The following is an 18683-nucleotide window of genomic DNA, read 5'->3' as shown; positions in this document are numbered from 1 at the left end:
CGGAGACGGAATACCCGAGGACTTGCTCAACAAGATTTTCGAGCCGTTTTTCACCACCAAGCAGGACGGAAAGGGCACCGGCCTCGGCCTGGCGACCGTACAAATGGTCGTCAAAAACCATGGGGGATTTCTGCAGGTCTCGACGGAGGTCGGCCGGGGAACGAAGTTCAGCGTATATCTTCCCGCGAGTCCGACGCAATCCGTCACCGCCGACGACAAAGTCAACGCGCCGAGCCTCGGCCATGGTGAACTCATTTTGATCGTGGACGACGAAGCCGCCATCCGGCAAATCGCAAAGACCACACTGGAAGCCTATGGATATCGCGTCATAACGGCGGCGAACGGTGCGGAGGGGTTGATTGCGTTCCGCGAACATTCGGCGGAAATAAGCGTCATTCTCAGCGACATGAACATGCCGATCATGGACGGCGGAAGCATGCTCGAAATGATGGAAAAGATCAAACCCGAACTGCGCGTGGTTGCGGCAAGTGGAATGCCTAAAACACACGAGTGTCCGCCGGCAGCCGTGTCGAAGAGAAAAGTGTCCCTGCGAAAACCCTTCACTGCCATGGAATTGCTGAATGCCATCACCACCGTTCTGCACGCGCTATGAACGCTGCATGAAGAAATTCCGGGTTTTCCCATGGATGATTGCGGGCATCATCGCCGTTTCCCTGGTTTCAAGGCTCGATGGGCGGCAGCAACCCAAGGCAAGCGGACCCCAGGTCGAGGCCGCTTACCTTTATAACTTCGGCCGGTTCGTGACGTGGCCCGCCACGCTGAGCGCAGGACAGTTCGGGATCTGCATTCTCGGGGAAGATCCCTTCGGCGCGGTTCTCGATTCCACGGTCTCCGGTGAGACCATCGACGGCAAACAAATCGTGACCGTACGGATCTCCAACGTCCAAGGCGCGCAGAATTGCCGGATTCTCTTTATCAGCCCTTCGGAGGATAAACGGCTGAAGCAGATTTTAGCCGCGCTTGACAAGTCCAGCATCCTGACCGTCAGCGACATGCCTGAATTCGTGCAGCGCGGCGGCATGATCCAGTTCGTGCTTGCAGCCAACAAAGTGCGGTTCGAGGTCAACCTGGCGACCGCCGAAGAGGCGCGGCTGCAATTGAGCTCGGAATTACTGAAGGTCGCGGCTGCCGTTAAAAGAGTCCCCTCGGGGACCTGAGCGCGGAGAGTCATGAAGATGCGTTCGAGCTGGAGTTACTCGATTTCAAGAAGACTGACGCTGATGAACATGCTCGTCAGCGGTGTCGCCCTGCTGCTCGCTTGCGTGACCTTCTTCGCCTATGACCGCGTCAGCCTCAAGGAAACGATGGTGAATAATCTGTCCATCGAAGCGCAGATCATAGCTTCAAACAGCATCTCCGCCCTGGTTTTCAACGATGCGGAAGCGGCGGAAAGCACGCTGGCGGCCTTGAAAGCGTCTTCGAATATTACGGCCGCCGCGATCTACACGGCTAAGGGCAGCGAGTTCGCCAAATATTCAGGGCAGGATCCGCGGGCTGCCGCATCTATCGATGCTTCGCCCTATCGGGCTTGCGCTTCGCGGCCGGCTATTCCCGAAGGCAAAGCCCGGGCTTATTCATTTGCCGGCGACCAGCTCACACTGGCGCGCCGCGTCATCTTTGAGGGCAAGCCTGTCGGCATCGTATGCATCCAATCAGACCTGAAGGCGCTCGATGCGCGTGTGAAACGATTCGTTTCGATGGGCGCCGTGATTTTAGCTGTGTCCCTGCTGGCCGCCCTGTTGATTTCCGGAAGATTGAAGCGGTCCGTCTCCGAGCCGATCATACAGCTGGCGAGCGTGGCCCTGGCCGTATCCCGCGAAAAGAACTACGCGGTGCGGGCGGCGCCCGCCGGGAAAAGCGGAGAACTCGCCACATTGATCGGCGCTTTCAACGAAATGCTCGAGCAGATTCAGGAACGCGATGTGGCGTTGCAGACGGCACGGGACCAATTGGAACTGCGGGTCCAGGAACGTACAGCTCAACTCGCGGCGGCCAATAAGGAACTGGAAGCCTTTTCCTATTCGGTTTCGCATGATCTGCGCGCCCCCTTGCGCCACATCGACGGGTTCTCGATGATCCTGATGCAGAAATACGGGCCAACCCTCGACGCCACTGCACAGCAATATCTGAAACGGGTTCGCGACGGCGCGAAGCACATGGGACACCTTGTGGATGATTTATTGAACATGGCGAGAATCGGGCGGCAGGAACTTGTAGTGAGGCCTTCCAGCCTGAATCAGATGGTCCAGGGCACCATCGCGGATCTCAAGTCCGAATGCGAAGGGCGGCAGATTGACTGGCAGATCGCCAACCTGCCGGATATGAAATGCGACCCGGGTTTGATGAAAGTGGTTTTCACGAATCTGTTATCCAACGCCGTCAAGTACACACGCCGTACGGAACACGCGGTGATCGAGGTGGGCCGGCTCTCGGAAAACGGCTCGACGATTATTTTCATCCGCGATAACGGCGCCGGTTTTGAACAGGAATATGCCCACAAATTGTTTGGTGTGTTCCAGCGCCTGCATCGCGCCGAAGAGTTCGAGGGCACGGGCGTCGGGCTCGCAACGGTTCAACGCATTATTCAAAAACACGGCGGCAGGATCTGGGCCGAAGGCAAAGTCAATCAGGGCGCAACCTTCCTCTTTACGGTTGTACCCCTCGAGGTGAAGGCATGAACAACGAAGAAATCGAGCTTCTTTATGTGGAAGATGACGAGGCGGATATGGAACTGACGATGATTGCTCTGCAGCAGGGCGGAATCATCAACAGGATTCATGTCGCCCGCGACGGCGTGGAGGCCCTGGATTACCTTTTTTGCCGGGGACCTCATGCCGGCCGCGACTTCTGCGCCCCAAGAGTCGTGTTGCTGGACCTGAAGTTGCCCAAGATCAGCGGCCTCGAAGTCCTTCAGGCCATCCGCAACGACGAGCGCACGCGCTCGATTCCCGTCGTGGTACTGACATCTTCAAGAGAGCAGAGAGACCTCGTCGACAGCTATAAACTCGGAGTCAACAGTTACATCCAGAAGCCGGTGGACTTTGAACAGTTCAACCAGACCATCCGGCAGCTTGGCCTTTACTGGATGGTGGTCAACCAGGTGCCGCCCGCATAAATCTCCGGGAAGGATAGATGCTATGGGACTTCGCAAATGGATTCGCCTGCTGCCTGTTCTTGGTGCTCTGCTCGGCGCGTCACATGCCTTCGCTCAGAGTTCGCCGGATGATCTGAAACATCTGACGCTGGACCAGCTGATGAACATTGAAGTGACGTCGGTTTCCAAGCAGCCGGAGCCTTTCATGAAAGCGCCCGCCGCGATTCAGGTCATTACGCAGGAAGACATACGCCGTTCCGGCGCCTCGAGCCTGCCGGAGGCGCTGCGGCTGGCGGACAACCTGGAAGTTGCTCAGAAGAATTCCAGTGCCTGGGCCATCAGCGCGCGAGGCTTCAACACGGATTTATCGAACAAGCTTTTAGTCCTAATCGACGGAAGAACTGTTTACACCCCCTTGTTTTCCGGCGTCTTCTGGGATCGGCAGGATTATTTGCTGGAAGACATCGACCACATCGAGGTGATCAGCGGACCGGGCGGCACGCTATGGGGCGCCAATGCCGTCAACGGCGTCATCAATATCGTCACGAAGAGCGCAAAGGATTCACAAGGTTTATATGCCGAAGCCGGCGGCGGATCGCAACTGCGAGCCGTGACCGGCATTCGCTACGGCGGCAGCCTTGGAAGAAGTGCGGACTATCGCGTGTACGGACGGTTTTTCGACAGGAGCCATGAAGTTCTGCCCAACGGCAATGCTGCGATGGACTCCTGGAGAAGCGGACAGGGCGGCTTTCGGATCGACGCCGGGGCAAAGCGGGAGGACCGCTTTACACTGCAAGGCGATTTTTATGAGACTCCCCAGAACCTCCCGACGGGCCGCAGCGCGGGGGCGGCCGGCGGCAACCTGCTTGGACGATGGTCTCATGCCGCTTCCGACGAATCCGACATGAAGCTGCAGATCTATTACGACCGGACGCATTTTCGCGATCCCGTTCCCCAGCAGATGGCCGGCGCCCTGGTCCTTGCTCCCGCCGGCACGCTGACCGACGACCTCGATACGGTCGATCTCGATTTCCAACATCGCTTCCGTTTGAACGGACGAAACGGAATCGTCTGGGGCCTGGGTTATCGCTTCACGCATGACACGGTTCAAAACGCGCCGGGGTTGGCTTTCGAGCCGCCGCAGCTGGACCAGAATCTGTTCAATGTCTTTGTCCAGGATGAAGTTCGGCTCGCGGAAAATGTTGCCTTCACGCTGGGAACAAAAGTCGAGCACAACGACTACACCGGCTTCGAGATCGAGCCGAATGTGCGGCTCCAGTGGGACATGACGCCAAAACAGTCCATGTGGTCGGCCGTCTCCCGGGCGGTCCGGTCGCCCTCGCGAGTCGATCGGGATGAACGGTTAATGACGCCCTCTGTGGCTCCTCTCATTACGGATCTTCTGATTGGCGGAACAAACTTCAAATCCGAAACCGCAATTGCGTATGAGATGGGTTACCGGGCGCAGCTCGGTTCAAAAGTGTCCGCTTCGATCTCAGGGTTTTACAACGACTACAACAATATCCGGAGCACGAGTCCCAGCGCGCCTAATCCTGTGACGCACCTGCCGTTTCCTTACGTTTTCTCCAACAATCTGGAGGGGGAAACCCACGGCTTCGAATTGGCCGCCAATTATCAAATCCTCCGCTGGTGGCGGCTCCATGGCGGCTACGATCTTTTGCTCGAAAATATTCACGTCAAGCCGGGGACGGTGGATCTCAATAACGCCCTGAACGAAACCGCCGATCCGCGGCACCAGTTGGCCATGCGCTCCTCGATGGATCTCCCGAGGAATTTCGAGCTTAACGCTCAGTCCCGGTGGATCGACTCCTTTCGCTTCAATAACGCCGGCACGCCTGGAATCGTTCCAAGTTATTCCGAACTGGACAGCCGGCTGGCCTGGCACGCTACGCGTAAGGTCGAGCTATCCGTTGCCGGACAAAATCTTCTCCACAACCGTCACCTCGAATACGTCGTTTCAAGCCCCAGTCCTGTAGAAGAGATCCGTCGAAGCGCTTACGGAAAGCTGGCCATCGTCTGGTAGCTGTCCCCGAAACATCCCACATCGGAATTCATGCAGTCACTGCAAGGATGAGATGGCGCAAGAACGTGGTTGCGGCGCCATTCCCTCGATCGCACAATAGTCGTAGATGGCTTTCATCGATTGCGCTAAGTGCGGAGAGAAAATATCGGACACAGCCGCGGTTTGTCCGAAATGTGGTAGCCGGGAGGACTCGGCCGCCGCCCCACGAGCCCGGTCTGCAAATCTCGCTCGTCCACCTCTGAGGAGACTTCTGACTCCCAGAAAACTTGCGCTATTGGCTGTCGTGATCGCACTGGAGTTTTTGATATTCGGCCGTCCTGGCGCAAACAATCGCAGACAAGACATTCCAGCCGCCGCATTTGCGACTCCAACCAGTCCGCCTCAGGATGTCATTCATCAACGCAGCCAGATTAAAGAAGGTGACTCCGCAACCCGCGCCTTCTTTCTGGACAAAGATTCCCGAGTCCGCATCGAGATCACAGCAACTCCCAGACCTGTTGATGTGATGATAATGACCGGAGATGAGGCCGCGAAGTTCCGGGAAGGTGAGGGGAAGTTCTTTGCGTTCCTGGCGCCGGAATACACATACCAAAAGTCACTATCGGCTCAGGACGTCATGACGATGGACAAGACGGACATCCTGCCTCAAGGAAACTGGGTGCTCGTCATTGCGCATCCGCGGGAAGCGGTCTTTTTCAAGAAAGATACCGTGGTCTCAACCGTCCTGACAATTTATTGATATCAACTCAGACGCTCAAATGCGCGCGGACGAATTGATCCGTCAGATCTGCAATCGGGCCGCCGGCGACGCTGCGCCCTTTATCAAGGATGCAGAACTCGCTGGCAACGCGGCGGGCGAAAGGCAGCTTCTGTTCGACAAGAAGCACGGTGAGTCCAATCTCGTTATTCAGTCTCAGAACGAGGTCGCCGATTTCGTGGACGATATTGGGTTGAATTCCTTCGGTGGGCTCATCGAGGATCAGCAGCTTCGGTTCGAGGACGAGAGCGCGGCCGATCGCGAGTTGCTGCTGCTGTCCGCCCGAGAGATCGCCGCCGCGACGGCGGAGCATTTGTTTCAGGACGGGAAACAGTTCGAAGATGCGATCGGGAATCGAGCGGGCTCCGTTTTTGCGGATACCCAGGCCGACACGGAGATTTTCTTCCACGGTCAGGTGCGAAAAGATCTCACGCCCCTGGGGCACATAGCCGATGCCGAGCCGGGCGCGCTCTTCGGCGGGATACTTCACCAGATCAGTTCCATCGAACACGATCCTGCCGGAGGTCACCGGCTGCAGTCCCATGATGCATTTGAGGAGCGTGGTCTTGCCCATGCCGTTACGTCCCATCACGCAGGTGCGCGAACCGGGCGTCACGGACAGATCGACGTCCCACAAGGTGTGGCTGCCGCCGTAAAACTGGTTGAGTCCTGTAACGGAGAGCACGCTTAGACTCCGAGATACACTTCGATCACCCGGGGATCGTTCTGCACTTCGCTCATTTCACCGTCCGCGAGAACACTCCCTTCGTGCAGAACCGTAACGCGCCGCGCGATAGAACGGACGAAGTCCATGTCATGTTCAACCACGACGACGGTGTGTTCGCCGGAGAGAGAACGCAGCAGTTTGGATGTGCGTTCGATTTCCTGCGGCGTCATGCCGGCAACCGGCTCGTCCACCAGAAGCAGTTCCGGTTCCTGCATCAGAAGCATGCCGATCTCGAGCCACTGCTTCTGGCCGTGGGAAAGGATACGCGCCGGCGCCAGGCGTTGTTCGGAAAGGCCGATGATGGCGAGCACCTCGTCGATTCTCTCTTGCTGGTCCGGGTTGATCCATGCCAATAGAGTCTTCAGAAACGAGCGGTCGCCTGCCAGCGCGAGTTCGAGATTCTCCAGCACGGTCAACTGCTCGAACACGGTCGGCTTCTGGAATTTTCTCCCGATTCCGGCCTTCACGATCTCCGTCTCTGACATCTTCAGCAGGTCGAGACCCTGCCAGTAATCGTCTTCGGCATCCTTACCTGCCAACTCCAGCGCTTCAATGAAACGCCCGAAGCGCGCGGACCCGGAGTCCGGACGGGTCTTGCCGGTAATCACGTCCATCATCGTGGTCTTGCCTGCGCCATTGGGACCGATGATGCAACGCAACTCGCCCGGCTCGATGCAGAGCGTGAGTTCATTAAGCGCCTTGAAACCGTCGAAGCTGACGGTCACCTTGTCGAGATAGAGCATCTTGTCGCGAATGCTCATTGCTGTTTATCCTTTGCCCGCAGCAGGCCGGCAAAACCGCGAGGCAGAAATACCGTCACCAGAACAAACAGCGCGCCCAGGGCGTACAGCCATACTTCGGGAATCGCACCCGTGAAATAGGTCTTCGCATAATTGACCAGCACCGCGCCGGCGATCGCGCCGTAGAGTGTTCCCCGGCCTCCCACCGCGACCCAGATGACGACCTCGATCGAGTTGATCGGACTGAATTCGTCAGGATTGATGATACCGATTTGCGGCACATACAATGCGCCGGCGACGCCGGCAATAACAGCAGAAAACACGAAGGCCCAGAGCTTGAACGATTCGACCGGATATCCGATGAAACGCGTCCTCGTTTCGGCGTCGCGGATCGCCCGCATGACGCGGCCGGCCCGCGACGTGACGATCGCCCGGCAGGCCAGATAGCTGGCTCCGAGAGCCAATACGCTCAGCACCACGAGCACGACTCGCGTGAGGTCGGAGTGGAGGTCGAACCCGAGGATCTCCTTGAAATCGGTGAATCCATTGTTGCCGCCGAACCCCATGTCATTGCGGAAGAAGGCGAGCATCATGGCGTAGGTGAGCGCCTGCGTGATGATCGAAAAATAAACCCCGGTGACGCGCGACCGGAAGGCGAACCATCCGAACACGAACGCCAGCACCCCCGGAGCCACCACGATCATCAGAAGAGCGAATGAAAAATGATTGAAGCCGTACCAGAACCATGGCAGTGACTTCCAGTTCAGAAACACCATGAAGTCCGGCAAGATCGGATCGCCATACACGCCGCGCGGGCCGATCTGGCGCATCAGATACATGCCCATCGCGTAGCCGCCGACGGAGAAGAAGGCCGCATGTCCGAGACTCAGGATGCCGCAGTATCCCCAGATCAGATCGACGGACAACGCCAGCATCGCGTAACAGAGATATTTGCCGATCAGCGTCAGGCCATAAGGGGAGAGGTGAACAGGCGATGACGCCGGAACCAGCTGGTTGAGGACCGGCACAGCGACGGCCGCCACCGCGAGCGTGGCAAGAAAGCCAGCTCCTCCCCGGTCGCCCGCTGGAAAGATCCAATCGCGCAGACGGGACGCCATCTATTTATCCTCCGCCGCGCGGCCCGACTGCGGGAACAGCCCGCTCGGCCGGGTTTGAATAAAGAGGATGAGCGCCACCAGAACGAAAATCTTCGCCAGCACGGCGCCGGAATAGGGTTCGAGCAGCTTGTTGACGATGCCCATCGACATGCCGCCGATGAGCGAACCCCAGAGATTTCCGACACCGCCGAAAACGACAACAAGGAACGAATCGATGATGTAGGACTGTCCCAGATTGGGACCGACGTTGGTTAACTGGCTCAAAGCCACGCCGGCCACTCCGGCGATGCCCGAACCCAGTCCGAACGTCATCGCATCCACCCACTCGGTGCGGATGCCCATCGCTTTGGCCATCGTCCGGTTCTGCGAGACGGCCCGGATGTCGAGGCCCAGCCGGGTGCTTTTCAGCACCACCATGGTGATTGCGAACACAATCAACGTGAAGATCACCGTGTAGAGGTGGTTATAGGTGATTGCCAGCGCGTCGTTCAGCTGAAGCGTGCCGCTCATCCAGGATGGAGTCTTCACTTGCCGGTTCAGCGCCGTAAAAATCGAGCGGACCCCTTGCTGCAGAATGAGGCTCACGCCAAACGTCGCCAGCAACGTTTCCAGGGGCCGGCCGTAAAGAAAACGGATGATCGTACGCTCGAGAATGACTCCCGCAAGTCCCGCCACAATAAATGCCGCCGGAATGGCGACAAGGATCGAGGTTTCGATGTGTCCCGGCATTGCCGTCTGCACGACATAGGTTGTATAGGCGCCGAGCATCATCAGTTCGCCGTGGGCCATATTGATGACGCCCATAACGCCGAAGGTAATTGCCAGTCCGATGGCGATCAGAGCGAGCACCGAACCCAGGCTGAGACCAAAGAACAGTGTTTCGAACCCCGAATAAAACGTGCGCCATCGATCGATGCTCTTCACCGCGCTCTCCGCGGCCTTCCGGACGTTCTCGTCGCTTTCGGCATAGGTGCCATCGGAAGACTTGTCGAACAGAAGAGCCAGCCTGTTCCGCACGTTCTGGCTGAGACTGTATTTGAGCGTGCCGACGGCGGCCAGGCGGGACTGCGCATCCGTGTCATCCAGCGCGGCTAGCGCCAGTCCGGTGGCGATTTCTTTTTTAACGCTGGAATCCTTTTCGACTCCGGCACGCTCGCGCAGCATGGCCACATTCGACTCATCGAGCGAGCGCAGCATTTCCTTTACCGCGTCCAGACGCACGGCCGCATCGGGGCTGGAGAGCCCGAAGTGCGCCACAGTCGTCCGCAGCATTTTTCGCAAGGCGTTATTGGTGCCGATTTTGCTGAGGCTGTCCGCCGGAGCGGTGCCGGCGCTTTTCAGCGACAGCGGGTCGATCAGATCTGCGGGATCCGCGTCGGCCGCCTTCTCGATGAAGACCTTCTGGTTGTCGTTGCGATAGCACAGACGGTCTTCAAGGAACGCGGTGAGGACGGCACGAACGCTGGAATGGCCCGTCTGGCTCAACCGTTCGGCGATATCCGCCTTATCGGAGTACGATGCCTCGCGGAGCTGACCGAGCAATGACAGGAAACTGTCGTCCTTGGATTGAGCCTGGGCGTGGACGGCGTCCACGCCCAGGAGCGCAAGCATCAGATAGAGGAGGAGAGTCCATTGCCCGCGCCGCGAAAACCATCTGTTTATTTGTAGTTCTGCCCCGAACACTTCTTGGTGACTCTATTGTAATTTCCACATTTCAGCGTCACCCAATCTGCGTCGATGTCCTTGCTGCCCGGCAAGTAATCGGACCAGGCGTCACCGGGAACTGTGCCCGCAGACTTCCAGACCACGTTGAACTGGCCGTCTGCTTTGACTTCGCCAATATACACCGGTTTCGTGATGTGATGATTCGGCAAAACCTTGGCGATACCACCCGTCAAGTTCGGCGTCTCGAGACCCGGCAGCGCCGCAATCACCTTCTCCGTATCCGTCGTTCCAGCCTTCTGAACGGCCTTCACCCACAGATTGAAGCCGATGTAATGCGCTTCCATCGGGTCGTTGGTCGTGCGCTTGGGGTTCTTGATGTAAGCGTGCCACTGATCGATGAACGCCTTGTTGGCGGGATTCGAAATGCTTTCGAAGTAATTCCAGGCCGCAAGATGGCCGACCAGCGGTTTCGTGTCGACGCCGGACAGTTCTTCTTCACCGACCGAGAAAGCGACGACAGGGATATCTTCAGCCGAAATCTTCTGGTTGCCGAGTTCTTTGTAGAAAGGGACATTGGCGTCGCCGTTGATCGTCGACACGACGGCGGTCTTCTTGCCGGCCGAACCGAATTTCTTGATCGCGGCCACGCGGGTCTGCCAGTCGGAATAGCCGAACGGTGTGTAGTTGATGGAGATATCGGCCGCCGCCACGCCTTTTGCCTTCAGATAGGCTTCGAGGATCTTGTTGGTCGTGCGCGGATACACGTAATCGGTCCCTTCAAGAACCCACCGTTTCACACCGACTTCCTTCATGAGGTAGTCCACGGCCGGGATGGCTTGCTGGTTGGGCGCCGCGCCCGTATAGATCACGTTCTTGGAGGACTCTTCTCCCTCATATTGAACCGGGTAGAAGAGCAGACCGTTATCCTTTTCGAAAACCGGGAGCACAGACTTTCTGGAGACCGACGTCCAGCATCCGAAGACGACTGCGACTTTATCCTTCTCCAGCAGCTGCGCCGCCTTTTCGGCAAACAGCGGCCAGTCGGACGCAGGATCGACGACGACGGCTTCCAGTTTCTTGCCGAGCAAGCCGCCTTTTTTATTCTGCTGGTCGATCATCATCAGGATCGTGTCCTTCAGCGTGGTTTCGCTGATGGCCATGGTGCCCGACAACGAATGGAGGACACCGACTTTGATCGTGCCGCCGGTTTGGGCTGTTATGATTTTCGCCGACGCGAGCGCGATGGCCAGAAGCAGCGCCGCGGTACAGAGCTTTCTAAGTTTCATAAATCGACTCCTTGCAATTAAGAAAATGCTTTACATCTGTATCTGGAGGCCCGCTCCGATTTTCCAGGTGTTGGGTGTTGTTGCCGTGAAATTCGTCCTCTGGTAGAAGGACATGATGCGCGCGTTGAAATCTTTAATGACGTAGTTGAAATTAAATTCCGTCGTTTTCTGATTGAACGGAACGTTCGCCGCGGTTACACCTCGGCTGAAGCGCGCATCCGCCCATTTGCCGAGCAGTTCAAACTTGCCTGGGCCGACAGGCTTCGGGAAGAGATAGCTTGCGAGGCCATAGCCGCCCTTGTCGGAGGTGTAATTCGCGCTGTATCCGCCCAACCGGTCGTAGTTGGCGAACTCGCTTTCGATCGTCACCACGCTCCCGTCGGGAAGTTTCCGCTCCATAAGGAAGTCCGCGCTGGTCGCCTTGTTCACCGGCCCTCCCGTGACGAGGGAAGATTGCGCCTGCACGGCCGCGCCGATCGCGAGCAGGTTCTTTCCGCCGTAGTAAGTTCCGTTCAGGTAATAGCCTTTCTCGGGATCCCACAGATCGAGTTGAACGCGGGCAGCGCCGATGACGTTCTTGTTGCCGGTTGCGGTGGCGCCGTCGAATCCGCCGCCGGAGAATTTTAATTTACCGAAGTCGCCCCAATAGGCGATGCCGTTATCACGGCCGGTCGCGACAAAGGGGTAGCCGTCCTGGATGCCGTCCGTGAAGGTATTCCAATGGGCCGCGAAGTATGGACCATACAGATTCGCGCGGTCGCTCGGGGGAAGAAAACGGCCAGCCCAGATGTTGAATTTCGGCGAGACTTCAACACGTCCTACGGCGTCCAGGATGCCGATCTTGTTGGTGCCGCCGTCGTATTCCGTATTGAGCATGAATTTGATGTTGTTGGTGGCGACTCCGTTGACGTACAAACGGACGCTGTTCAGAAGAAGCTGGTCGGTGGTCGTGCCGCCCTTGGGTTCGGTATGTGCGAAGCTGGTTTGCAGTCCGGCGCCGACGGTCACCGGGCCAACTTCCGTCTGAGCCCATAGCGAACCAGCCAATGCCGAGAACCCGGCAACAAGGATAAAATTACGAATGCGCTGCCTGATCATGAATGAATCCCTTTCTTAAATGAAGGCGATCCAGGCACGTGCTGGTGTTGGACGGTGAGGCGATTTGAGGCACAAAAAAACGTCCCACCGCTTACATCGCAGTACCGGGACGTCTTCGTCTTTGGGGTTGCTGCCGCACGGCATTGTGCGGCGCGAGACAAGTTCTAACAAATTGTTGACAAGGCGTCAACACTTTCTCAACGCCAAAATGCCGCTCATAGCTAAATTGGCTGATGCTTTGTCGCGGAGCGCCATGTAATATCTGGTTTCAATTTTTCTATTTCGGCCGCTGCGATGCACCTGACACCCCGCGAAATCGACAAGCTGATGGTCTTCACCGCCGGTGAACTCGCCCGTAAAAGGAAGAGCCGCGGCTTGAAGCTCAACTATCCGGAGGCGGTGGCCCTGATCACCTCGGAATTGCTCGAGGAGATCCGGAACGGAAAAACGGTCGCGGAGCTGATGACACTCGGAACGAACCTACTGACCGTCGATGACGTCATGGAGGGCGTTCCCGAAATGATTTCTGAAATTCAGGTCGAGGGAACCTTTCCCGACGGCACAAAACTCGTTACTGTCCATCAACCTATTCGACTATTAAGATGAGCGGCTGCGAATGCAAGCGCGACAGCGCGCAGCCATTATTAAGATGATTCCAGGAGAATACTTTCTTCGCAGCGAACCCATCGAGCTGAACGCCGGCCGCGCCACAGCGCGGATCCCCGTGACAAACCGGGGCGACCGTCCGATTCAGGTCGGCTCGCACTGCCATTTTTTTGAAGTAAACCGTGCGCTGGACTTCGATCGCAACGCCGCTTACGGAATGCGGCTGAATATCGCCGCGGGAACAGCCGTCCGGTTCGAGCCCGGAGATACAAAGAAGATTGAACTGGTGGCGCTGGGCGGAACACGCACCGTTTACGGCATCAACGGCCTCGTCAATGGAAAGCTGAAATCCAAATGAAAATCGACCGGCACTCCTACGCGGACCATTTCGGCCCGACCACGGGAGACCGCGTCCGTCTCGGGGATACGAACCTCATCATCGAAGTCGAAGAGGACCGGACCGTATACGGCGACGAAGTGAAATTCGGCGGCGGCAAAGTGATCCGCGACGGCATGGGCCAGTCTTCCGAAGCGACCCGGGCCGGCGGCGCTCCCGATCTTGTGATTACCAATGCCTTGATTCTCGACTACAGCGGGATCTACAAGGCGGATGTCGCGATTCGCGACGGCCGGATCTCCGGAATCGGCAAGGCGGGAAATCCCGGCATCATGGATGGCGTCACTCCGGGCATGGAGATCGGCGCCTCGACGGAGATTCTTGCCGGAGAAGGCTGCATTCTCACCGCCGGCGGTATCGATACACATATCCATTTCATTTCTCCGAACCAGATTCCCGAAGCCTTCTACTCCGGCGTGACCACGCTGATCGGCGGCGGGACGGGACCCGCGACCGGGACGAACGCCACCACATGCACGCCCGGCGCATGGAATATCCTGCGGATGTATGAAGCGGCCGAAGCTTTCCCGCTGAATTTTGGATTTCTCGGCAAGGGTAATTCGTCGCTGCCGGAATCACTTCGCGAACAGATTCTGGCCGGCGCTCTCGGCCTCAAGCTGCACGAAGACTGGGGAACCACTCCGGCGGCGATCGATCAGTGTCTGAGCGTGGCGGAAGAGTTTGACGTGCAGGTGGCGATCCACACGGACACACTCAACGAAGCCGGCTTCGTCGAGGACACGATCGCTGCCTTTAAAGATCGAACGATCCACACTTATCACACCGAAGGCGCCGGCGGAGGCCACGCTCCCGATATTATCCGCGTCTGCGGTCTGGCGAATGTCCTCCCCTCATCGACCAACCCGACGATGCCATTCACCCGCAACACGATGGACGAGCACATCGACATGCTGATGGTATGCCATCACCTGTCGCCGTCGATCCCGGAGGACGTGGCATTTGCCGACTCACGCATTCGCGCGGAAACCATCGGCGCCGAGGATGTCCTGCACGACCTTGGCGCGATCAGCATGATGTCGTCGGACTCCCAGGCAATGGGCAGGATCGGCGAGGTCATCTGCCGGACATGGCAGACCGCTGACAAGATGAAACAGCAGCGGGGTAAGCTGAAAGAAGACAGCGCGGAGAACGACAATTTTCGCGCCAAGCGCTACATCGCGAAGTACACCATCAATCCTGCCATCACGCACGGTATCAGCGATCACGTAGGATCGCTGGAGGTGGGCAAACTGGCGGATCTCGTTCTGTGGAAGCCGGCATTCTTCGGAGTCAAACCCGAAATCGTGATCAAAGGCGGCCTGATCGCCGGCGCGCTGATGGGCGACGGCAACGCATCGATTCCGACGCCGCAGCCGTGCATCTACCGCCCCATGTTTGGCAGCTATGGTCTGGCTACCAACGCGCTGGCGTTTCACTTCGTGTCCACCGCCGGAGTGAAGGGCGGCAACCTCAGGAATCTTCACCGGCCGCTCGCCGCGGTTCACGGATGCCGCAAACTCCGCAAAGCCGACCTCAAGTGGAATGACGCCACGCCGGACATCGAGGTCAATCCCGAAACCTACGAAGTCCGCGCGAACGGCGAGTTGCTGCACTCCGATCCGGTCGAAACGCTTCCCCTGGCCCAGCGGTATTTTCTGTTCTAGAACGTATATGACAATTGTCGAGAAAATCACGCGGGCGCCCGATATCGGTTCCGCATACGACGGCTACCTTAAAGACACACTCACGCTTACCTGGCAGGACCGGCGGCAGGGTCACGGGCGGCGCAAGTCGGACAGCGGCCTGGAGTTTGCGATTTCGCTTCCGAACGGCACGGTGTTGAAGGCGGGAGACTGTATGATCCTCGAACCGGAACGGACGGTTGTCCGGGTCAAGGAGGCGAGCGAACCCGTATACATCATGCGTCCGAAGACGCCACAGGATTGGGCCTATTTTGCCTACCACGTGGGCAACCGGCATCAGGAAGTCATGATCGGTGAAAACGAATTGATCTTCCTTCAGACTGCAGCCGTGCGAAGCCTGCTCGAGCAGTTGCATGCTCACTTCGAAAGCGGCCAACGCCCGTTCACCGCCGCGCTTGCGAACGTGGGACACGTTCACTGATACCAACCATGGACTCGCTTCGCTTCATTCGTTCTCTTCAGGTCACCGACTCTTTCTTTCCGGTGGGAGCGTTCGCATACTCCGACGGCCTCGAGACGGCAGCGGCGGCCGGTCGCGTCCGCGACGCCGTCTCGCTCGACGGATGGATAAAGCATTTTCTGGAGTGCGTGTTTGTACCCTGTGAAGGACTCGCGCTCGTGAAGTGCATGTTTGCGCTCAGGAAAAATGATTTCGAGACGTTGCATCGCATCGACGAAGAACTGACGGCGATCCGTCCGGCTGCGGCTGTGCGCGCCTCGAGCTCAGGAGTCGGAAGACGCCTGCTTTCGCTTTACGCTGCGATGGCCGATGGCGCCCGGGTTCCATGGAACGCCGTCACGCTGCCTCATTCCAATGCGGCAGCCGCCTATGCGCTGGTGTACTTTCACGCCGGCCTCGATGAGCGCACTGCCGCCCTTGCGTTCGGATATAACCGGCTGACCGGCATTGTCTCGGCTGCCCTGCGCCTGATTTCAATGGGCCAGCAGGAAGGACAGAATCTGCTGACGAAAAACCTGAACAAGCTGCCGGCTGCGGTCGACGGAATCCTCGAGCAGAGAGATGAACCGTTGCGTTCGTTCAACCCTCTGCTCGATATTGAACAGATGAACCATCAGTACGTTTACAGCCGAATGTTCCGGTCCTGACCATGCGAAAACCCCTAAAAATCGGCGTCGGAGGTCCCGTGGGTTCCGGCAAAACCGCACTTCTCGATTGCCTGTGCAAGACCATGCGCGACGACTATGAGCTCGGCGTAGTGACGAACGATATCTTCACCAGAGAAGACATGGAATTTCTGGTACGCAGCCAGGCGCTTCCCGCGAACCGCATCATCGGCGTGGAGACCGGCGGATGTCCGCATACCGCCATTCGTGAGGACGCATCGATCAACTTCGACGCTGTCGGCGAAATGCAGCAGCGGTTTCCGGATCTCGACATCATCTTTCTTGAAAGCGGCGGCGATAACCTGGCCGCCAGCTTCAGTCCCGAACTGGTCGACGCCTCGATTTATGTCATCGACGTCGCGGGCGGCGACAAAGTGCCGCGCAAAGGCGGACCCGGGATCACGCGCTCGGATCTGCTCGTAATCAACAAAACGGACCTGGCGCCCCACGTCGGCGCCGATCTGAAAGTCATGGACCGGGACTCCAGGATCATGCGCGGCGACAAGCCTTTCGTCTTTACGAATCTGAAGACTCGCGACGGCGTCGATAAAGTCGTCGACTGGATCCGCCGGGAGCTTCTGTTCGAAAACTGAGTATGCGCATTCCTCTCGCGGACGTCGGACGGCGCGGGCGCCTCGAACTGGCGTTCTCTCTGCAAAACGGACAGACGATTCTCCGGCATTCCTACTGCGAAGTGCCTTTCAAGGTCACGCGCCTTCTGAGTTCGGGGGACCCGGCCGCGCATTTGATGTTGATGCATTGCACGGCAGGCATATTCGGCGGCGACGATCTGGAGTGTTCGATTCGGGTCGAGCGCGGAGCCGCCGTCCGGATCACGCAACAGTCCGCGACGAAGATCCATCCGTCAGAAGGCCGGACTGCGAAACAGAACAATCGCATTGTCGTCGAGCCTGATGCGCAGTTGGAGTTCTATCTCGAGCCGGCTATTCCGTTTGCCGAGTCTTCCTTGAAACAAACAACTCGGATCGATGTGCAACCGGGCGGCTGCCTGATGTTCTGGGAAGCCGTGATGGCGGGCCGCGTCGGCCGCGGTGAGCGTTGGCAGTTCCGCGAATACGCATCGGAAACCCGCTTATATTCGGGCGACACCCTGCTCTTCCTCGACAGGCTGCAGTTGCCGAAGGGCTTCGAAGGATCACCATGGGCAATGAGTAATTGCGACTATGTGGGGACCGGATTGTATGCCGGCCCGTGCGCAAACGACTTCGCGGCCGCGTTACACGAGAAGATGCCCGAAGCCGGCATCGATAATCCGGCAAAGGACCTCGCCGTCGTCCGCGTTGTATCGGTCTCAGGCCCGGATTTCCATCGCCGCCGTGAGATGTTTACAGCGCGATCTCGCTGACTCCGAGGTCGATTGCCCTGTCCGGATGTGCTGGCAGGCTTCGGCGGTTTTCTATGGGCGCGCTTCGCCTGTACCCGGGCCTGCGGCCGCGCTGTCGGCGAGCAACAACGCGTTGTTTTGCAGCACGCGCCCGGCCGGTATCGATGGATCAGCAGCTTGCAGGCGCTTGTACATCGGTACCTTCTCACTGCCCGTCACCAACCAGAGGATGAGGCGGGCACGGTTGATGATCGGATAAGTAAGTGTCAATCGATTCCTGCCCTGATACACGCCGGTCGCCGCGACATCGCGGTCCATGACATCCACTACCGGATCGCCCGGCACCAGCGATGCAGTGTGCCCGTCGGGCCCCAGGCCGAGATGAACGAGATCAAGCACGGGCGGCGTGCCGGCGATCCGCTCGAGTTCGGCGGCATACTGCGCAGCCGCGGTCTGGAGGTCGGGAATCTCAACCGGCATGGCATAGATCTGCCCGGCGGGCAGCGGGGCATGCTCCAGCAGAGAGGCACGCAAGTGCGTGAGATTTCGGTCCCCGTGGCCTTCGGGAGCAACACGCTCATCGGCCTGAAATACGCGCACGCTTGCCCACGGCACGTCTTCTTCGGCAAGAGCACGAAGCATCAACCATGGTGTGTGGCCTCCGCTGACCGCCATGACGAAGAGGCCGCGGGCCGCAACGGCATGGCGCGCCTCGGTGGCGATCAGGGCGGCGGCTTTTCCAGCGACTGCCTCCGGGTCCGCAAGCACTTCAGTTCGCATTTTTCCTCTCCTCACTTACTAATGGTTTTTGGACGATTGCCGATACGAACGATGTGGAATAGGACTACATCTTATCGGAGGTATATGGATCCAAAGAAACTACAAGAAATCGTTATGATCGAGGAATTGGAAGAGAAGTCGGCGCCCGCCTGCATTATCAACGGTGCCATTCACAAG

General features: G+C 58.1%; 20 protein-coding genes. 13 read left to right on the top strand and 7 right to left on the bottom strand.

Annotation, left to right across the window (positions count from 1 at the left end):
• The 6 genes from VGK48_27480 to VGK48_27455 form a co-directional block, all read left to right on the top strand.
• Positions 1-613 (top strand): response regulator (locus VGK48_27480; GenBank protein HEY2384934.1); only part of this gene is annotated, 613 nt, incomplete at its 5' end.
• The gene (locus VGK48_27475; protein ID HEY2384933.1) at positions 582-1178 is read left to right on the top strand and encodes a YfiR family protein; all 597 of its coding nucleotides are present in this window, start codon (positions 582-584) and stop codon (positions 1176-1178) included. The genes VGK48_27480 and VGK48_27475, both read left to right, overlap by 32 nt.
• Before the next feature lie 12 nt (positions 1179-1190).
• On the top strand, positions 1191-2699 hold the full coding sequence (locus VGK48_27470) for an ATP-binding protein (protein HEY2384932.1): 1509 nt from the start codon (positions 1191-1193) through the stop codon (positions 2697-2699).
• On the top strand, positions 2696-3136 hold the full coding sequence (locus VGK48_27465; protein HEY2384931.1) for a response regulator: 441 nt from the start codon (positions 2696-2698) through the stop codon (positions 3134-3136). The genes VGK48_27470 and VGK48_27465 overlap by 4 nt, the downstream gene beginning before the upstream one ends.
• Before the next feature lie 22 nt (positions 3137-3158).
• Entirely contained in the window at positions 3159-5159 is a 2001-nt protein-coding gene (locus tag VGK48_27460; protein HEY2384930.1) for a TonB-dependent receptor, read from the top strand.
• Between the two features lie 274 nt (positions 5160-5433).
• Positions 5434-5898, top strand: a complete 465-nt coding sequence (locus tag VGK48_27455) for a hypothetical protein (GenBank protein ID HEY2384929.1) — start codon at positions 5434-5436, stop codon at positions 5896-5898.
• A gap of 7 nt (positions 5899-5905) precedes the next feature.
• On the opposite strand, the gene urtE is transcribed toward VGK48_27455, so the two are convergent.
• The 6 genes from urtE to VGK48_27425 are packed head-to-tail and all read right to left on the bottom strand — an operon-like array spanning position 5906 to position 12550.
• On the bottom strand, positions 5906-6601 hold the full coding sequence (gene urtE / locus VGK48_27450; GenBank protein HEY2384928.1) for an urea ABC transporter ATP-binding subunit UrtE: 696 nt from the start codon (positions 6599-6601) through the stop codon (positions 5906-5908).
• A gap of 2 nt (positions 6602-6603) precedes the next feature.
• The gene (gene urtD, locus VGK48_27445; protein HEY2384927.1) at positions 6604-7404 is read right to left on the bottom strand and encodes an urea ABC transporter ATP-binding protein UrtD; all 801 of its coding nucleotides are present in this window, start codon (positions 7402-7404) and stop codon (positions 6604-6606) included.
• Complete coding sequence (urtC, locus tag VGK48_27440; GenBank protein HEY2384926.1) at positions 7401-8501, bottom strand: urea ABC transporter permease subunit UrtC; 1101 nt, start codon at positions 8499-8501, stop codon at positions 7401-7403. Before urtC ends, urtD begins: the two co-directional genes overlap by 4 nt.
• On the bottom strand, positions 8502-10112 hold the full coding sequence (gene urtB, locus VGK48_27435; GenBank protein HEY2384925.1) for an urea ABC transporter permease subunit UrtB: 1611 nt from the start codon (positions 10110-10112) through the stop codon (positions 8502-8504).
• 47 nt (positions 10113-10159) lie between these two features.
• Positions 10160-11452, bottom strand: a complete 1293-nt coding sequence (gene urtA, locus VGK48_27430) for an urea ABC transporter substrate-binding protein (GenBank protein HEY2384924.1) — start codon at positions 11450-11452, stop codon at positions 10160-10162.
• 30 nt (positions 11453-11482) lie between these two features.
• Complete coding sequence (locus tag VGK48_27425) at positions 11483-12550, bottom strand: hypothetical protein (protein ID HEY2384923.1); 1068 nt, start codon at positions 12548-12550, stop codon at positions 11483-11485.
• A 294-nt stretch (positions 12551-12844) separates the two neighbouring features.
• Here VGK48_27425 and ureA point away from each other — a divergent pair, with 294 nt between their 5' ends.
• Genes ureA through VGK48_27390 form a run of 7 tightly spaced genes read left to right on the top strand, consistent with a single transcriptional unit; the run spans position 12845 to position 17747 of the window.
• The gene (gene ureA / locus VGK48_27420) at positions 12845-13156 is read left to right on the top strand and encodes an urease subunit gamma (GenBank protein HEY2384922.1); all 312 of its coding nucleotides are present in this window, start codon (positions 12845-12847) and stop codon (positions 13154-13156) included.
• 43 nt (positions 13157-13199) lie between these two features.
• Positions 13200-13514, top strand: a complete 315-nt coding sequence (locus VGK48_27415) for an urease subunit beta (protein ID HEY2384921.1) — start codon at positions 13200-13202, stop codon at positions 13512-13514.
• Positions 13511-15217 carry an urease subunit alpha gene (ureC, locus tag VGK48_27410; protein ID HEY2384920.1) on the top strand — a complete coding sequence of 569 codons (1707 nt, stop codon included), beginning with the start codon at positions 13511-13513 and terminating at the stop codon, positions 15215-15217. The genes VGK48_27415 and ureC overlap by 4 nt, the downstream gene beginning before the upstream one ends.
• Before the next feature lie 7 nt (positions 15218-15224).
• Positions 15225-15677, top strand: a complete 453-nt coding sequence (locus VGK48_27405) for a hypothetical protein (GenBank protein HEY2384919.1) — start codon at positions 15225-15227, stop codon at positions 15675-15677.
• 8 nt (positions 15678-15685) lie between these two features.
• On the top strand, positions 15686-16363 hold the full coding sequence (locus VGK48_27400; GenBank protein ID HEY2384918.1) for an urease accessory UreF family protein: 678 nt from the start codon (positions 15686-15688) through the stop codon (positions 16361-16363).
• A 2-nt stretch (positions 16364-16365) separates the two neighbouring features.
• A complete protein-coding gene (ureG, locus tag VGK48_27395) occupies positions 16366-16974 on the top strand; it encodes an urease accessory protein UreG (protein ID HEY2384917.1) in 609 nt (202 codons plus the stop codon).
• Positions 16975-16976: 2 nt separating this feature from the next.
• Positions 16977-17747, top strand: coding sequence for an urease accessory protein UreD (locus VGK48_27390; protein HEY2384916.1), 771 nt, complete (start codon positions 16977-16979; stop codon positions 17745-17747).
• 51 nt (positions 17748-17798) lie between these two features.
• On the opposite strand, the gene pgl is transcribed toward VGK48_27390, so the two are convergent.
• Positions 17799-18506 (bottom strand): 6-phosphogluconolactonase, encoded by a 708-nt coding sequence (gene pgl / locus VGK48_27385; GenBank protein ID HEY2384915.1) that lies wholly within the window; start codon positions 18504-18506, stop codon positions 17799-17801.
• Positions 18507-18683 lie beyond the last annotated feature (177 nt).

The organism is Terriglobia bacterium (assembly GCA_036496425.1).
Classification (GTDB): domain Bacteria; phylum Acidobacteriota; class Terriglobia; order 20CM-2-55-15; family 20CM-2-55-15; genus 20CM-2-55-15.
Note: the sequence above shows the minus strand (reverse complement) of the source record. Positions and strands in the feature narration are given on the sequence as shown.